Annotated in this window: 12 protein-coding genes and 1 pseudogene; all 13 read right to left on the bottom strand. The window is 57.2% G+C overall.

Annotated elements, in window-relative coordinates:
• Nucleotides 1-320 precede the first annotated feature (320 nt).
• A complete protein-coding gene (locus A6A03_RS17200) occupies nt 321-1,202 on the bottom strand; it encodes a hypothetical protein (protein WP_066790753.1) in 882 nt (293 codons plus the stop codon).
• Nucleotides 1,203-1,313: 111 nt separating this feature from the next.
• Nucleotides 1,314-2,540, bottom strand: a complete 1,227-nt coding sequence (locus A6A03_RS20755; RefSeq protein WP_082909005.1) for a WXG100 family type VII secretion target — start codon at nt 2,538-2,540, stop codon at nt 1,314-1,316.
• 57 nt (nt 2,541-2,597) lie between these two features.
• On the bottom strand, nt 2,598-3,821 hold the full coding sequence (locus A6A03_RS17190) for a ubiquitin family protein (protein WP_066790751.1): 1,224 nt from the start codon (nt 3,819-3,821) through the stop codon (nt 2,598-2,600).
• A gap of 57 nt (nt 3,822-3,878) precedes the next feature.
• Complete coding sequence (locus A6A03_RS17185) at nt 3,879-5,252, bottom strand: PP2C family protein-serine/threonine phosphatase (RefSeq protein WP_066790749.1); 1,374 nt, start codon at nt 5,250-5,252, stop codon at nt 3,879-3,881.
• 10 nt (nt 5,253-5,262) lie between these two features.
• Nucleotides 5,263-6,639 carry a serine/threonine protein kinase gene (locus A6A03_RS17180; RefSeq protein ID WP_066790747.1) on the bottom strand — a complete coding sequence of 459 codons (1,377 nt, stop codon included), beginning with the start codon at nt 6,637-6,639 and terminating at the stop codon, nt 5,263-5,265.
• A 3-nt stretch (nt 6,640-6,642) separates the two neighbouring features.
• Nucleotides 6,643-7,872 (bottom strand): vWA domain-containing protein, encoded by a 1,230-nt coding sequence (locus tag A6A03_RS17175; RefSeq protein ID WP_156525375.1) that lies wholly within the window; start codon nt 7,870-7,872, stop codon nt 6,643-6,645.
• 94 nt (nt 7,873-7,966) lie between these two features.
• Nucleotides 7,967-8,809 carry an FHA domain-containing protein gene (locus A6A03_RS17170; protein WP_066790744.1) on the bottom strand — a complete coding sequence of 281 codons (843 nt, stop codon included), beginning with the start codon at nt 8,807-8,809 and terminating at the stop codon, nt 7,967-7,969.
• Between the two features lie 16 nt (nt 8,810-8,825).
• Nucleotides 8,826-11,351 (bottom strand): FtsK/SpoIIIE domain-containing protein, encoded by a 2,526-nt coding sequence (locus A6A03_RS17165; protein ID WP_066790741.1) that lies wholly within the window; start codon nt 11,349-11,351, stop codon nt 8,826-8,828.
• A 37-nt stretch (nt 11,352-11,388) separates the two neighbouring features.
• On the bottom strand, nt 11,389-13,224 hold the full coding sequence (locus A6A03_RS17160; RefSeq protein WP_066790738.1) for an FtsK/SpoIIIE domain-containing protein: 1,836 nt from the start codon (nt 13,222-13,224) through the stop codon (nt 11,389-11,391).
• Between the two features lie 89 nt (nt 13,225-13,313).
• Nucleotides 13,314-13,595 carry a WXG100 family type VII secretion target gene (locus A6A03_RS17155; protein WP_066790736.1) on the bottom strand — a complete coding sequence of 94 codons (282 nt, stop codon included), beginning with the start codon at nt 13,593-13,595 and terminating at the stop codon, nt 13,314-13,316.
• A gap of 76 nt (nt 13,596-13,671) precedes the next feature.
• Nucleotides 13,672-14,379: an FHA domain-containing protein gene (locus tag A6A03_RS17150; RefSeq protein WP_172812330.1), complete on the bottom strand. Its 708-nt coding sequence runs from the start codon at nt 14,377-14,379 to the stop codon at nt 13,672-13,674.
• 101 nt (nt 14,380-14,480) lie between these two features.
• The gene (locus tag A6A03_RS17145) at nt 14,481-15,494 is read right to left on the bottom strand and encodes an AfsR/SARP family transcriptional regulator (RefSeq protein ID WP_216636357.1); all 1,014 of its coding nucleotides are present in this window, start codon (nt 15,492-15,494) and stop codon (nt 14,481-14,483) included.
• Between the two features lie 560 nt (nt 15,495-16,054).
• A pseudogene (locus A6A03_RS20670) lies at nt 16,055-16,495 on the bottom strand (hypothetical protein); the annotation flags it as partial.

Genomic DNA, 16,495 nt, shown 5'->3' with positions numbered 1-16,495 from the left:
CCCACCCCCGGCCCCTCCCCCGCTGGAGGAGGGGAGCTGTGCCCCCACCCCCGGCCCCTCCCCCGCTGGGGGAGGGGAGCGTGGATGATCGCCATCCCACAAAACATCTTTGCGCCCTCTGCGGAGCCGGACAGCCGTCCGGCTCTACCGCGCCGTTGCGTTGACCGTCTCTGCGGCTTTGCGGAGCCGGACAGCCGTCCGGCTCTACTGCGTCGTTGCGTTGACCGTCTCTGCGTTTTGGCGGAGCCGGACAGCCGTTCGGCTCTACTATCGCCATCCCCAAAAACCTTTGCGCCTTCTGCGGTCTTCGCGGCTTTGCGTTAAACGTCTCTGCGCCTCTGCTCGCTTTGCGTCTCTGCGTTGACAGCCTTGGCGCCGTTGGTGGCGGCTAATGCCGCTTGAGCTGCAATCTGCCGGCACACCTGCGCCAACTGCTGCGCGTGCTCGCGCATTGACGCTATCGTGCTTGGCAGCAGTTTTACCCACACCTCATCGCCTTGCCGCAGCGGTTGGAAGAGCCAATAGCGCTGCTGGCCCAGCACAACCAGCCGGCCCTCATCCGACATTGGCGCCCGCTCGGTGCCGCTGTAATAGATGGCCAGCATATCACCGATCGCTTGGGTCTGCACCATATCTTCCGCCAACAACGCGCAAAGGCTTTCCGCAACTCCGTGGCTGCGCAACAAATCAGCGGCGGCGGCCACCTCAGTTTGACGCATAGCTTGGCGAAACACCGCATCAGGGAGCAGCGCGTCAGCAGTCGGGCTTTCTGGCCGTTCGGCGAGCGCAAAGAAATTGACGCACCCTTCCCCAATCGCTTCATCGCTCACCCGAGCTATTACATGCACGATCCCGCGTTCGAGCCAGTGTTCATAGATCGCGTCATTGAGGAAATGGTAGGACAACACCGCCTGACCGGCTGGGGCAGAAAGGGAAAAACGCAACGTCGCCGCAGCCGCAGTCAATACCCGGGCCACTTCGCTCAAGATCGGCGCCGAAATCAGCGAGCCATCCTCGCGAATATCAACTAACCCCTGCCCAAACAAGATATTTCCCGCCGCGGCTAGGCGCCCCTGCGCTTCTTCTTTGCTCAACTCGCGCCCAACGCTGCTCAAGAGCATCTGCTGCGCTGCGACCGGCTGATCGTTGACGAGAAAAGCAAATGCCAGTTCATCAGTCGAAAGACGAATGGTTGAAACCATAGAAATGACTCCTTATGAAATAGTTGCGAGTGCTTGGCCGGCGCCGGCAAGCCAACAACTGCGCGGATCGACGGTCGAAACCGATTCCAACATACCGTGCATCGCTGCCGTTCACTTCCAGTTCAGCCACGATTTCAGCTTATCATCGACCCAATAGCTGACCGCCTGCTGCACTTGCTGTCCTTGCTCGATCAACTGTTGGGCGGCTTTGCTGGTCGTTTCGAGCGCTTGTTGGGCGGTTTGGCTCGCTTGCGCCGCCATTTGCGTCGTGTTTTCAACCGCTTTATCAATCAAATCGGCCCCTTGCTGAACAGAATACTGCTTAAAATCTTGATACTTATCCCACTTCCTCACTATGTTTTCACTTACACATTCTCCAGCCCAACCTCCCAACCACCCGCCGACCCGCGCCCCAATGGCTGTTCCAAGCGGTGCAAGCAAGCCGCCGCTACATGCTCCTAACAGTGTACCGCCGATAGCGCCGCCTACGAATGTGCCCGCCGCTGTGCCGATTGTGACACAGGTAGCATCAACCGCAGCGTCAATCGTGGTGCCAACGACCATTTTCTGCACAGCTTGCGAATCATTTTTGTATTCATTCCAATTATCGTAGGCATTCGTGGCGAGGCCAAATGCAAACGAAATCCCGAAAGTTGATGGAGCGTTTTTAAACTCTTCCTTAAAAGCTTTCCATGTAGGGTTGGCAATAAAATGTTTGGTAATGTTGCCAATATTACCCTTCATGTGCCTAAGATGTGGATTAAGAAACGTTAACTCTAACGTCTCTTTTGTGCCAAATATCTTGAGCTGTTTTGGATAGGAGGTTCCTGGCCTGACCGATAGTCCTTTCCTAATAACAATGCTTTTTCCCAAAATAACGAGACCTTCTACTGCTTTCAGGAAGCCGTCGAATAGTTCACCAGTCCGTTCTATGAGCCATAATTCATCGCTGATCGCTTCCTGCGCGGTTGCACCCGGCGGCTGGGTGTCATGCTGGTGTGTGACTACCGGTGGGCTGACATGCTGATGCGTGCCCACCGGATAAACCAACTGGGCCGGGTTGTAGAAACTGCGTCCAGCTTCGGCCAGATTGTTCGCAAAGTGTTCAGTACGCGCTGTGAGGTGCTCAAGCGCGCTCAGCGTTGGGGTAAACTGGGCTTGAATCCGCTCCCACACCGCTTCGGCCTGCTGGCGATGCTGGCCGGCCCATGGCCCGCTCTGCATCGCCTGCATCGCCTGCATCGCTCGCTGCAATGCCTCTTGCAGGGTTGCGCTCCCTTGCCGCATCGTGGCGATGGTTGCCCGCAATTGGTCGATATCGGCGCCAATCAGGCCCATGGTGAACCTCCTTTCTTACATAGCAGCCAACTGTACGACAAATATGCTTCGCTTCCGCTAGCGCCAGTCGCCGATCATAATGTCGCCGCCGCGCACCGGAATGCCGCGACCGCCGGGTACTGCTTGACCTGATTGGTCATAGATGGTATAGGTCCCCTCTTGATAATTCCGCAAACCGCAGATGCGGGCATTGCCAGCCCCATCAAACGTACCGCTAAGATTCGTGCCATCAACTCGCATCCTCCAACCAGTGGCATTAATTCCTCTGATCTGCATTGAGAAGCAACTTGGACTATCATTCGAGTTAAGTTTGCTGACTCTCAGCCGTGGCGGTTCTTGCGTCGGGCGCGGGGTGGGTGTTGGAATAGGCGGTACATTCTCGTTGGTGACAATCCATGCAGAAACATACCCAATCGCACCGATCACTTTCGGGTCATCAGGGTCAAGTTTATTTGTCCTCACACGCACTTGGTAAATTGCGCCAAGATCCTGCAAGAGCTCAACTGTATCGCCCTCGCTCAACACAACGTTACCCTGAGTAGCTGGCAAACGGTTAAGCAACTGGTCGTCGGCAAACAAGTATGCCCCAAGGCTCGTCCGGCCCTGAAAGAAATAACTCGGCCGGATCGGAATATATTCGCGCCGGATGCCGCTCACAGTAAGCTGGGGAACTTGCGGCGCCGGCGTGGCGGTCGGCGCTAAGGTTGCGGTTGGCGTAGCCGTACTAGCCGGCGCTAATGTGGCCGTAGCCTGCCTCGATCCGGCGGCGAGAGCGCTTACCGCTGGTGCTAACGTCGCTGTCGGCGGTGAAGCGGCGGCGACGCTGGCGCCGGGGCCAGTTGACGCTACACTGGCGGAAGTTCGCGTGGCAGGTTGCAACAAGATGTATACAAGGACGCCGACCATGGCAACAAATACCAGTACTCCCATCCCGATGAGGGGCAAGGTCTGGCCCTGCTGCCACCATGGCCGGCTCGGCGGCGGCGGGAGTGGCGCCGGCGGCGCATCGCTCGCCTGCGCCATCCACCACGGCTGCCGGCGGTCGGCGACCCACAACTCGCTGCCGGGGGCGACGTTATTTTGCGCCAGTGTCACTTCACCGCTCAGCCGGCGCCGGTCTTGGGTGTACAAGGCATAGTGGATGGGCCGGTCATCCGCATCATGGCGCGGCAACTGATAGGTTGCGACAATTGCTTCTATCACCAACCAGACCGGCGCGTTATCATCTAATGGGCCTTGTTCGGTCCGTTGTTCGCTGAGATGAAGAGTATATCGAGCCATAACCGGAACCTTTCGATGTCATCGATCGTTGCGCTTCATTGCCCGACTCACCTACATCTATGGCGTCGGCTGCGTTGTCGTCTCAGGCGTCGGCTGCGTTGTCGTCTCAGGCGTCGGCTGCGTTGTCGTCTCAGGCGTCGGCTGCGTTGTCGGCCCGGTCGTAGCCGGCGGCGGGTTGGTAGGCGCTGGCGGTGGGTTGGTAGGTGCCGGCGGTGGGTTGGTAGGTGCCGGCGGTGGGTTGGTAGGTGCCGGCGGCGGGTCAGTGGGCGCTGGCGGCGGGTCAGTGGGAGCCGGCGGCGGCGCCGGTGTGTCAGTTGCTGCCGGCGGGTTGGCCGGCGCTGGCGGGATGGGTGTTGCCGTCGGGTTAGTACGCGGCGTGCGGTTAGGGCCTTGCGGTCCTGATGGTGGCTTGGTCGGTACTGGCGGCTCAGGGGAGGGAGTCGGTGAGGGCATTCCGGCCAGTGTCGCCGTAGGCGGGCCGCCAAAGATTGACGCGCCGGGGTTGTTATCCGGATTCGCCGCCGAGGTGGCGATCGTGGGAGCGCCGTTCCCCGGTGGCGCTACCGGCGGTGATTCCTCATCAGCGCCTAGGAAATTGAATAACAGAAACGCGCCGATCATTGCTGCGACTACAATGACCACAGCGCCGCCAACCAGCAACCAGTGCGGATTCACCGCTGTCTGCGGCTCTGGTGCGACCACTGCCGGCGGCGGGCCATTGCGCACCACGACGACACTGATATTATCGTGCCCGCCGCGCTTGTTCGCTTCACGGATCAAGTGCTTGGTGGCCTGTTCGGCCGGATAGCGCGTGACTATTGCGGCAATCTCGTCCGGCGCCAACAAATCGGTCAGGCCATCGGAACATAACACCACAATATCATCGGCCTGAAACGCGGTCGCAAATTTGGCCGGGAAGACCTCTTCATCCCCCATTGCTTGGGCCAGCGCGCCTTTGCTGCCGTTTTTCCCCCGATGAATATGGGCCACCGTCAATTGCTTAGGCGCTTGGCCGGGTCTAATCAAGAAAGCCGGGCTATCGCCGACATTTGCGATGATCAACCGGTCTTGATGCACGACCGCCGCAACCACGGTCGAGCGCATATTGTTCCGGCGGCGGTTCGCTTCGTCATGGATGATGTTGGTCGCGCGCTTGATGGCTGCCGGCAATCGCTCTTCCGGGTTGTCGGGCAGATCGGGGTCATAGTAGAAGGTGTCTATGACGTGCTCGACGACCAGCCGGCTCGCATCGGCGCCGTCAGCATTCCCGCCCACGCCGTCAGCGACGAGGTAGAGCCGGCCATAGCGTTCGCGCAGGCTGCGATCAACCTGCGCTTCATCAGCGCGGCCAACGCTATCTTGGTTACTCGTGCGTTGCCGCCCCTGATCGGTGCGTGCATCGATATCAACTTCTCTGGTGTTGAAACTCATGCCGCGCTCCTTATTGTGGTTGGCAAAAGATGCTGCGACACCAGCCGATTTGCCCTTGATAGACAACTTCGTACCATATCAAGCCTGAGCTGGTCCGCTCTTCACGCCCGGTTCGTTCGGCTGTCGCGCCTTGCGGCATCCACAGTATAATTTTCGTATCGGTGGATGGCCCTGCCCGCAATGGTTCGCGCTGCTTCATAATCACGGTTGTATTTGGCGAAACTAGCACTGTCGTGGCCGTGGCGATGGGGGCCAGCGTGGGTATGCTTGCTGGCGTAACAGCTATTTGCCCGCCGGTGATCGGAACTTGCGAGGTGGGTGATGGCGCTAGGGTTGGTTGGGCGGGTGTCGTGGCTGCAGTCGTTTTGGCGCTTCCCGTCACTGGTGATGAGACGATCCATATTCCAATCAGCAAGACCACGATTGCTGCCACAACCAACAAGCTAAACACAACCCTCTCTGGACGCCGGAGATCGACTCGCTCGACACTGGCTGTCCGCCCGGGCGCTGCTTTCATCGGCGGCAGGTTCGCTGGCGGGGTCACAACCTCGCCGTCGGCTGCTAATGCCCGGCGCAGCTCATCGGCAAACAGTTCGCAATTGGGGTAACGCTGGGCCGGATCGTGGTGTAACGCCTTGATCAGCACCTCTGTCGCGCGTGGGAGCCGCGCGCCGAGCGAACGCTTAATCTCGGCATAATCGGTTTCCTGCCACTGCTGCAATTTGGCAAGCGCCGTTTTCGTGTGGTTGGGCAAGGGCGCCTTGCCGGTAAGCATCTCGATTGCCACGATGGCCAAGGCAAATTGATCTGACGCCGGCTTTTCATGGCCGGCGCCGGCATACTGCTCAGGCGCCATATAGCCGGGAGTGCCGATGTTTTTTTCGTCTTCAATGCCAAACCCCTCGTGGCTGGCAATGCTAAAATCGATCACGACCGCATTGTAGCGACGATCAAGCAGGATGTTTTGCGGCTTGATGTCGCGATGCACAATCGGGCTCATCTGCGGGTGGCCGTGGTGCAGATAATCAAGCGCACTCGCAACTTGGTCAACCACGGAAGCGACCAACCACGCCGGTTGCGGTCTGCCGCCGATCTGTTCATGCAGGCCGACTCCGTCGACAAACGCGGTGGTTAAATAGTAGGGCGATTTCTGGAAATTACTGTCGATATACTCAAGAATATGCGGATGGCGCCGGTGTTCGGTGAGCTTGCGCAAGGTAGTCGCTTCGTTCGTGAAATACTGCCATACGATTCCTTCCGGTTTTTTCACGAACACCTTAATGGCGACATCGCGATGGGTTTGTTTATCGTACGCTCGATAAACTGCGCCGGATAAACCCTTGCCGATGAGTTCCGACGAGCTATAACGGCTTGGCAGCGAAACCATACCTTACCTCTTCGTTGGCGCTTGGGTAACCGAGTTGATACCACCTCGGAATAGGGCCATGATGAGCACGACGATAGCAGTGACCAAGATCAAAACCGGCACGGCGAGCAGGAAGTACTGGCGTATGAGAACGTCCCACACCGGCAAGAGTTCGCTGTTGCCGCTGCCGGTAACGCTGATCGGCATGGTGTAGGTGAGATTGCCGGCTGGCGTCGCCACTTCGAGCGTTGCCTGATGGGGTTGGCCATCATCAATGATTGCAGTCTCATAGCTAACCGTATAGATCGACGTTGGATTGGCCGTCATGAATTGGGCAAACGCGGCGCCGGCATCGTCTGCGCTCGGCCGTTGCCAGTAGCGTCCGCCAGTTGACTCGGCCAGTTGCTGCAAGCGGAAGCCGTTGTTTTGCAAGGCGCGATCGGTGCCGACGCCAAAAGTCAGGATGCGCGCATTCTGCTGCGTCGCTTGGCTGACGAGCGAGTTGAAGGCATCGCCGGTCAGCGCATCGCCGCCGTCGCTGACCACGAGCACCAAGGCTGGCGCGCCGCGCTGGCGCGCATCGCGCGCAGTCGCTTCAATCGCGGCCTGCACTGCGGCGAAAAGATTGGTCTTGCCTTGCCGCACCGGCAACCCAACCCGCAAGGTATTAATCACAAGGTAGCGATCGGCAGTAAAGTCAGGCAGGTCATTCGGTCGCAGCGATTGGCCGGGTTGGTCAGCCGGAATAAAGACTGCCACCCGTTCAGGATTGGCCGGCACAATCGTGCGCGGCGGCGGCGGGTCGCCCGATTCGAGGAGGAACGACTCGATCGCGATCCGGCCGGCGCCAATATGATCACCAAGGTTGCTCCCGCTTCCGTTCAGTAATTGAGTGGCGTCGAAGACGATCCCGATGCTGGCCGGGATTGCACTGAGCGCCACCGCATTCCCATTGGCGAGCGGCGCTATCAAGGCCGGATTGGTCTGATCGGCCGTCAACGCTTGAAAGGAAACATTCGCCAAGGGGCGGCCATCTTCGTTCAGCCGCACCGCATTTTGGGTGTAACCGCTCAGGGGTACGCCATTATTGTCACAGACGCTGAATTGGATCGTGACGGTGCGCTGGGTTTGGGTGGCCGCCAGCACATTGAGCCCGGGTGATGAGCAAAGACTGCTTTGGGCAAAACTCGTTCCTGCCCACATTACCCACCATCCAATTGCTATCACTGCTCCGAGGAAACGCGCCAGTTTCATAGCGATACTCCGTAGCGGTTATGAAGAAAGAACACGTATGATGGTTGCTCGTTCATCCTGCTATCGGCGGTTATCTACTCAGCAGGCCCTATCGCTAGCTCTCCCGGATATAGCGCAATACTACCGCGTCCGGCTCGTCGGGCGGGCCAAGGTACACCTCATCGCCGTGCCGCAGTTCAAAAGGTGTGCCGTTCAACTCTTCATCACGCCCGTCGCGTCTGACGAAGGTGCCATTGGTACTGCCAAGGTCTTCCAGCAATACTCGGCTGTCTTGCACATGCACCCGCGCGTGCCGGCGCGAGACTAACGGATCGGTGATGATGATATCGGCATTCATCTTGCCGATCACGATCCCATCTCGCACGGCGTGCTCGGTGCCTGAGTGCGTTGCGCTGCGTTCCACCTTAAACTTGCCGTAAGGCGAACGCACCGTTCGTTTACGGCCGCCGCCGCCAACGACCGACGTCAGGGTTTTGGTGACGGTTTCAGACACTTTCTCGAACGTTTCGGTAATGGTGCGCGTCAATTGGGGCGCGTACCCGCCAAGGATGACCGCCGCCAACATTGCGGCTACTGACAGAGCGGCGCCGGTAATGCCGAGGGTTGCTACTTGATCGAGCGCGGCGCTAAGTTGCAGCGCTTGCGCGCGCGCAATGCCTTGCTCATTGGCTGGCGTGTTAAAGCCAATCCGCTGCGCTGCCGCACCCAGACTGAGGCTGACATAGAATGAGGGGCCAATCAACACTGCCGGTATACCGGCCAATAGTAGCCATAATCCGGCAATGGCCAGATTCTTTTGCCGGCGCATGGCCAAAATCATCAACAGATACGCGGAAATGGCCAAAATGATGGCCGGCAATGCTGCGATTCCATACCACCAACCATTGCGCAATTCGGCATACTGTTCAAGATAACGCCACAGTTGGTAATCGCTCATGAGCATTCCCTCCTTATTATGCTACGTCATTGCTCGCGGCAGCGGGTGCTGCGCCATCGGTTACAGACGCACCATGACCGTTGTGTTGCGACATACTGGCTGGCGCTAGCGATGTTACGTAACGCTTTATAGTTGCATCGGTTGCATGCGCGACCTGCACCATCAGTTGGCGATCAGGCAAACGCAGCAAGCCGCGTCCCGGCGGGAATGGCGCCATTGCCCATTTCTTCATCCATTTCACGCCGGTGCCTGCCAAATTAGAAATGTCACTGTTCGGCTCGCTCGGTTTGCCCAGATACAGCGCGCAACGTTGGGCAAGCATCGCCTTGACGAGTTGGTTAGAGGTATTAAATTCAGTGGCCGTTATGATGACGTGAAAGCCAATATCACCGCTCCGCATGGAAAATCCGGCTAACAAGCCAAGATAGCCGGCTTCGTTGCCAGTCATTAAGTCGAGATTGTCCACCACTAAAAAGAGGCGCGGCTGCGAGCGGCCATGCTGCACGCGGTTGCGTAGCTCGTCGTAGAGCGCTATGCACAAACCTGCCGCCTGACCATCGCTCACCGCCATGCGAATCGTTTCTGCTTCTCCCTTCCAATTCTGGCGGTTCGTCGGTGGATTAGGCGCCAATGGGACTGGATCGGGCACGGTCACCGGCCAATCGCGTCCAAATGGGCTGTTAGCGAAGGGCGCGAGGGTGCGTTTGCGATAATCGATCAGCGCAAACTGCACACCTTCAGGGTGCGAACGCGCTGCAATCGTTGTCAGCAGCGTTTGCAGCGCCGCCGATTTCCCGCTTCCCGGCCCGCCAGCAATCAATAGATGCGGTATCGTGTTATCAATATCGAAGACCAGCGGCGTGAATTTCAGCGTATCGCGGGCAAAGGGCGCTGCCGGCGCGGCCACCTCGGCGAGCAGTGTATCGAGATCGATATACGTCTCAGGCAGGCGCAGCGGCACCGGTGCCGGCGCGCCGGCGTACCGATCGCGAATCTGCTTTACCAATGCCTTCGCTTCGTCGACTGGATCGACAAAGGTCTCGGCATCGGTCGCTTGCTCGGGTGGCAGTTCTGACGCCATTGGCAACGTGATCTGCACTTCAACCGCCCCTTCGGTTGAGCGCCAAAAACCCCGTCCGGGCAAGCTAGGCGGAATCCGGGCAGCGAATTTTTTGCCAAGCAACTGATCAGAGTCTTCTTGATCATTGACCCGCAATACAATCCGGGTCTCGCACACGCTTAACCACTTCTGCACCTCTTTGTACGTGGCGCCGGTGATGGCCGCGACGATGCCGTAGGGCCGGGCATCACGCAAGAAGGCGATCAAAGCTTGGCTGTATTCTTCTGCCAACGCACTTACCCCATCAATGACCACCAACACGACCGGCGGCGGTGGCGGCAGGGATGGGTCATCTTGGCGACGACGCCAATAGGCCAGCAGGTTCTCTTCTCCGTAGCGACGCAGCAAGTCACGTCGCTCATCGAGCATATCTTCCAGCTCAACCCGCAGCCGTTCCAGCCGCTGATCCTCCTGCGGCGTGATCGCATCGGCGATATGGGGCAAACTCGCGCTGTGTGAGCGGGTGTCGCCGGGTGCGGCTGACTCCTGCGGTGTGATCGCACCGGCGATATGGGGCAAACTAGCCTGATCCGGATTCCATAAACCGCAACCACGACCGGTTTGATCAATGGTATATATCCAGAGTTGATCAGGGCCATAGCGCGCGGCCAACCCCAGCATCAACGCGCGCAGCGCCGTCGTTTTGCCGGATTGCGCCGCACCGACGATCAGCAGATTGCCATCAGCGCCTAAGGGGTTGTACAGCAGCGGCCGTTGCTCGGCCTGCGCCGGATAATCGAGCAGGCCAAGCGGAACCTGCATCCCCGCACTGGTGACTGCTGATGGCAACCAGTGCGACGGCAATAATGACGGCAGCGGCGCCGTCCAGACCCGATACTTCTGCGCTGCATAATTGGCCGGCTGCCGCTGTTGCATCGCGCTGACAATCAGCGACAATTCAGTATCGACAGTGCGTTGAATCTGCTCAAACAGGCTGCGCACCGTTTCGCGCAGGCCATCCGGACTGCGCACCTGTAAGAGACGTTTGGCCACGGTTTGCCGTTCTTGCTCGGTGAGATCGCGTGGAAACAGTTTCCGAAACTCATCATTAATCAGTTGTTCCAGCGTTTCGATATCGACGGCCCGTTCCCATTGCGCGATGAGGCTATGCAAAAATTGTTCGATTCTGGTATTCTCAACTCTTCGCCGGCCAGTAGCATCTATCTCACGCAGACCGCTGCCGCTCAGGGGCGGCTGGTAGGGGAGGGTTATCCGCGCCGATTGGAACTGTTGGACATCTTTATTCACCCGGAAATAGCCGCGCCCGGGGGTGTCGGTGGTGAGATAGGCGGCGTCGGGAATGCCGAGCAACGTTTTGCTATCGTCGGGCGAGGTGAGGCGCAACGCAATGCGGTAGGTCAAATTACGAGTCAGACCCTCTTTCACTAATGACGGCTGTTGGGTGGCGAACAGCAGATGCACGCCTAAGCTGCGTCCTTGCTTGGCGACCCGGATCAGTTCATCGCCAAATTCGGGAAAAATCCCGCATCATTTCGTCAAACTCATCAATCGCAATCATCAGGTTGGGTATTGGCGGCAATTCTGGCCGACGTTGTTGCAAGCGGCGATATTCACGGATATTCGCGCATCCCGCCTCTTGCAAGCGGCGTTTGCGCCGGTCAAGCTCGCTGTTCATCGCTATCAGGGCGCGCTCGGCCTCATTGCCGCTCAGATCGGTCACCATCCCGGCGGTATGCGGTAAGCCGGCAATATCCTTAAATGTCGCGCCGCCCTTAAAGTCGATTAACAGCAAGTTAAGCCGGTCAGGACTGTGGCGAACGGCCAGCGCCATTAGGAAGGTGAGTAGAAACTCGCTTTTGCCGGAACCGGTCGTGCCGGCGATAATGCCATGCACGCCATGAATCCCTTCATTGAGATCGATGAAGAGCGGCGAGTCTGGACCGTCTAGCCCGACTTCCACCTTATTCCAGCTTTTGTTTGGTTCGGTGGGATCCTGCCACGTGGCGTCCGGATCGAATGTTTTCAAATCGCCAAGACGAAGCAATTCAGAAAAGCGCACCGATCGCGGCAATTCACCGCTTGACACAGCCATTTGGTCGCCGAGCGAGGCCAGCTTGCGCGCTAGGTCGCCACAGGCTTGGCTGGCAGCATAATCAGGCGTGAATTGGCGCTCGCCACCCTCTTTGCCGGCGATCGCCAAACGTCCCCGATCGAGATCAACGTAGCCGCCAGCAGCCGAAGGTGTGAGGCGCGTTTCCGGAACGAGACAGAGCGCGTACATCCCCAATGCGCGGCCACGCTCGATGATGGCATCGAAGACCGGATGGGCGTTGGCAAAAGTGTCGTATTGATCCAGCACGACCACAATGCGCGGTTGATGCTGGAGGCCATATTCGCTCCGTTGTTGCAGTTCACGTTGCAGCACTGCCGCAACTTGCTGCAGGTGATCAGGATCGCCGTTGTAGCGCGCGAGCAAGCGATACGAATCATCATCAAACGGGCGTGTATGGGGCAACCGGCGCAACCATGACCAAAACTGGTCATCGGCGTGATCCCAGAAGACGGCTAACCGCACATCTTGCGGCGCGTGGTGGACGGTCACTTGCCAGATCAGCCAATAAGCAAACTCAATCCGCTTCTTATCAGCGCTGCTGGCAATGCCAACTGCGCCAAGCTGTGGCAACGGCAGCGCAATCGGCACATCTTTGACGGTCGCAAAATCTTCAGCGAGTTGGATCAATTCTTTTAATTGGGGCGAAAACTGAAATTCGTTGATGCGGGGCGTTTTTAGTTGCAAAGAAGTGGGAAGGCTCCCGATCCCGATGCGCAGGAACAGAAAATCCTCATCGCTCGGACGGCGCTCCCATAGCCGGGTGTCAGGCAATGCCTCAAACTGATCCGGTTTCACAATCTCGATCACTGCGCGCGGATCAGGGTAGTTTGCATGATAGATGCGCCGCTGTTCTTCGGTCAGTCGCTCAAGCCGCTTGCGCACCCGTTGCACCGCCTCGGCATACGTATTTTGGTATGCGCGCTGCGCTGCTTCATTGCGCCGTTGCTGCTCGCGATACATCCACCACCCGATCCCGGCGCTGACAAACGAAATCAGCACAATCGGCAGCGACAACCATAGATTGCCGCCTTGGTTGCCGCGGGCAAGGACAACGATCAGGTAGAAGACGCCGGTCATCGTTGGGAGGAGAATCATCGCCAGCGGTTGGCTCATGGAGATATTCGGCGGCGGCGGCGGCGCTGGGATCTCTACTTCCTCGCGCGGCAAGGGCCGGATAATGCGCGGTGGCCGATTGAAGGATTGCACGGATGCGTTAGCCATGCTGACATCTCCACTGGCATGCAATGGCGAGGGTTGCGCGCGCGGGCAACCCTCGCCCGATACGACGCCTGATAACGCCGGCCTGAATGCTAAGCGCTGAGGAATGAGCGATCCGCCGCCTCAAATTCATCAGCTTCGCGGCGCAAGCCATTCGCCAAGCCTTGCAACTCCTCCATCATATTGCGCAGACGCTGCGACCACTGTTCCCATTCATTCTCAAATTGCTGGCGGCTTTGGCCGTTCCATGTTGACAGCACTTGGCTGACCGAACTCATCATGGTGCTAAGCGAGCTTTCGATGTTGCTCCGGCTGCTGTCAAAGGCAGATGCAGTTGCTCGTGCCTGATCCGGATCGAGACTAATGGCTGGCATAAGGGGGATACCTCCTTCATCCTGAGACTATTGCCCAACGATATAGCTACCGCAGCACCATGCGCTGCGAGAGCCGCTAGGGAGAAAAGAGTTCGATCGTAATCGGCCATCCATTCCGGCCAACCACGACGGTCATTTGCGGCGGCTGCACGGCCAACGTGGCGCCGTGGTCGTAGCGCTTGCCATTGACATAAACCGGCTGGAGCGCACGCACATACCATTGGTTGCCTTGCCGGACGATCTCGCAATGGGGATCCCGGCTCACATGCATAATTGGCGCATCGCCAGTCATGCGATATTGGACATCTTGCCGGATCCGTTCGCCGGACGGCAAGTGATTGAGGAGAAACTGGCGATGAATCGTTACTTTGTCATAAGAAACGGCATGGATCACGCCGTGCGCCAAATGCAGCCGGCATCCATAGGTTGGCGGGGGCGGCGGCGGGGGCGGCGGTTCAGAGTCAGTGCGCGACGGTTTGCGCTTCAACGGGGCTGTACCCGGCAATTGCGGGCTTGGTGATAAGAACCACAGATTGTTGACATCGGAGAAATACACAATCGCGCCAGACCTGACCTTCTCGCCAATTGGTGCATCATCGGGGATCCGAGTGCCATCCTGATAAAACAAGCCGTAGCAGATTTTTTGATCTTTTTCATTAAACATTGGTCTATTAAGTTTTGTTATTAAATCGTTAATAAGTTCACTAATTTTCGTGCTGCGTTCAATGCTGCCCTCTTTAGAAAGCTGGGGCCCGTAATGAATTTCAATCGTGATAGATGGCATAGGTTATCTCACCAGAATACACCTTGCAATATAACTATACGTCGCTTATCTAACTGTACCAAACAGTTTTCGCCTTTACTTCGGATTACATTTACATAAAATTACCTCCGCCACTGGCGCATCCATCGCTCTACTTCGTCGTCATCGTCCGGCATACCACCCAGATGGCGCCGGTAACGTTGATACAACCGTTCGATATCGGCGGAACGGCGCTGGCGGGCATAGCACTCAAGCAAGCGCACGACGAGCTGTTCATCGGTCGCGCGAATGCGCAATCCGCGGAGGCACCAGTCAATACAACGTGGAATATTTTGCTGAGAAAAATAATACTCAGAAATACGTTCCACAAGATATAAATAGGTAGTAATTAATTGTTGCCGGTAGTCCTCAATATCTTCATCATAGAGATCAACCATTACCAAATAATTACCGCCATACAACGAGCAGGCATGTTGGTAATGAGGCAGAGCCGACTCGAAGTCAAATTCGGCTTCGATTTGTTCCGCATACTGCACGGCGCGTTCAAACAACGCAGCATCACTGCTACAGACCATCGGGGATAGCCAGAGCCGGTTTTGCTCTGAGATGAGCGCTCGCTTGGCGAGATCGGCGCCGCCTAGTTCACCGATCACATAGCGAATCGCAGTCAAGGTGCGTGAAATAGCGCTGGCCGTCGCTCGATCTTGCCAAATAGCGGCCAGCGCCGCTTCAATCGTCATCCCGCGTTGACCGTAATGGAAGAGATACGCTAGGAGCGCCTGCGCCTTTTGCCATCCGGCATGGCTGCGGTTAAAAGCTGCCCACTCGTGCGCTGTGAGTTCGTGGTTGCCGACGTATATCCGTAGCGCGCCCAACGTCTCAAAATGCAACCCGGAAAACGGTCGTTGCTCTACCCGCTGCCTCCCGTGTTGTTCAAGGGTCTGCAATGCGCGCAATGCATTGGCTTTTTCCGCTTCATCGGCGGAAGCAAGCTGGCGGCGCAACACCGTGAAGATATGCGCGCCAACTGTAGTGAGCAGCAATTCAGCCGCCTGCCGTTGCACTTCTGGATCATTGTGCAGCAGCAAGGCCATGCTCTTGTGCAGCAGGTGTAGGCTAAGCGAGTAGTGTTTCACTGAGCTGATATAGTTCGATAATGGTCTCTCTTACGTAGTATGGTTCTTTCATATAATTGTGGCAATATCTTAAATTTAAGATATGTGCCCATTAATGTTGTGCGAAATGTCCAAATGGCGGTAGTTAGCTCATGATGAAATAAGTTGCTAATAGTTGCTTTGATAAGTATGTCGTTCAGTAAGTCGGAATGAGTGCAATATCGTTGTTGGTGTCACTGTTCATTAGATATAAAAAATAATATCATTTTCAATAGTAAAAATTAGATAGATTTTAAGCAAATACTGCATAAAATAAAAATAAAACAAACACAATTTAAAATGTTAAAAATATTTATTGACATCTTCAACTTCTGGCAAATAGGAAATAGGTTGAGGATAGAAAGACTGATTCGTAGGTTGCATTGAGAACGGTTATGTTATATACAGCGAATAAAGTATTTTCACTAATATCATCAAATCTTCGGTATAATTTCGTTTCTGCTAAACATAATTTTTTTGGCAAGGGTCTTTTAGCCTCGTCCAAGCCGCGGGGGGTGGGACGCCTTTCGGGGGTAGGTATTTCATCGGCTCACCTCCTGCGGCGAGCACCGGTCGTCGGATGCCAGCGGTGCGGGCGGGTGATCCCGTGCGCGTGGGGGCGGAGTGATCGGCCACGGTTCGGGAACCAACTGCTGCGGCAGCGGCAACGGCGCCTGCTGGATCCATTGGACGAGCAGCCACAACCAGCCAAGGCGCACCAGCCGGATGTGGCGCATCCGGCCGTGGCGGACACCACCCACCAACGGGCGGAGATCCGGCAGGTCGGGGCAGGATTCGGGCGGGCCAGTTTCCCGATCGGTGCCGATGGTCACCATCCAGAATATCGCCAGCGCGAGGGCGAGCCACAGCCGTGCAGCGCGGTCGGGGTCGGTCATCTGGGTCATTTGCCACTGCCAGCCACCGCGTTTGGTGCATGTGAAGCCCTGTTCGCACCACGCACGCAGGCCATACCACGCGCTGTC

It is taken from the genome of Chloroflexus islandicus, from assembly GCF_001650695.1.
Classification (GTDB): Bacteria; Chloroflexota; Chloroflexia; order Chloroflexales; family Chloroflexaceae; genus Chloroflexus; species Chloroflexus islandicus.
Note: the sequence above shows the minus strand (reverse complement) of the source record. Positions and strands in the feature narration are given on the sequence as shown.

Bases quoted from the DNA above. Each gene is read 5' to 3' on its own strand.
- A6A03_RS17200 (WP_066790753.1), bottom strand. From the start codon at position 1,202: ATGGTTTCAACCATTCGTCTTTCGACTGATGAACTGGCATTTGCTTTT.
- A6A03_RS20755 (WP_082909005.1), bottom strand. From the start codon at position 2,540: ATGGGCCTGATTGGCGCCGATATCGACCAATTGCGGGCAACCATCGCC.
- A6A03_RS17190 (WP_066790751.1), bottom strand. From the start codon at position 3,821: ATGGCTCGATATACTCTTCATCTCAGCGAACAACGGACCGAACAAGGC.
- A6A03_RS17185 (WP_066790749.1), bottom strand. From the start codon at position 5,252: ATGAGTTTCAACACCAGAGAAGTTGATATCGATGCACGCACCGATCAG.
- A6A03_RS17180 (WP_066790747.1), bottom strand. From the start codon at position 6,639: ATGGTTTCGCTGCCAAGCCGTTATAGCTCGTCGGAACTCATCGGCAAG.
- A6A03_RS17175 (WP_156525375.1), bottom strand. From the start codon at position 7,872: ATGAAACTGGCGCGTTTCCTCGGAGCAGTGATAGCAATTGGATGGTGG.
- A6A03_RS17170 (WP_066790744.1), bottom strand. From the start codon at position 8,809: ATGAGCGATTACCAACTGTGGCGTTATCTTGAACAGTATGCCGAATTG.
- A6A03_RS17160 (WP_066790738.1), bottom strand. From the start codon at position 13,224: ATGGCTAACGCATCCGTGCAATCCTTCAATCGGCCACCGCGCATTATC.
- A6A03_RS17155 (WP_066790736.1), bottom strand. From the start codon at position 13,595: ATGCCAGCCATTAGTCTCGATCCGGATCAGGCACGAGCAACTGCATCT.
- A6A03_RS17150 (WP_172812330.1), bottom strand. From the start codon at position 14,379: ATGCCATCTATCACGATTGAAATTCATTACGGGCCCCAGCTTTCTAAA.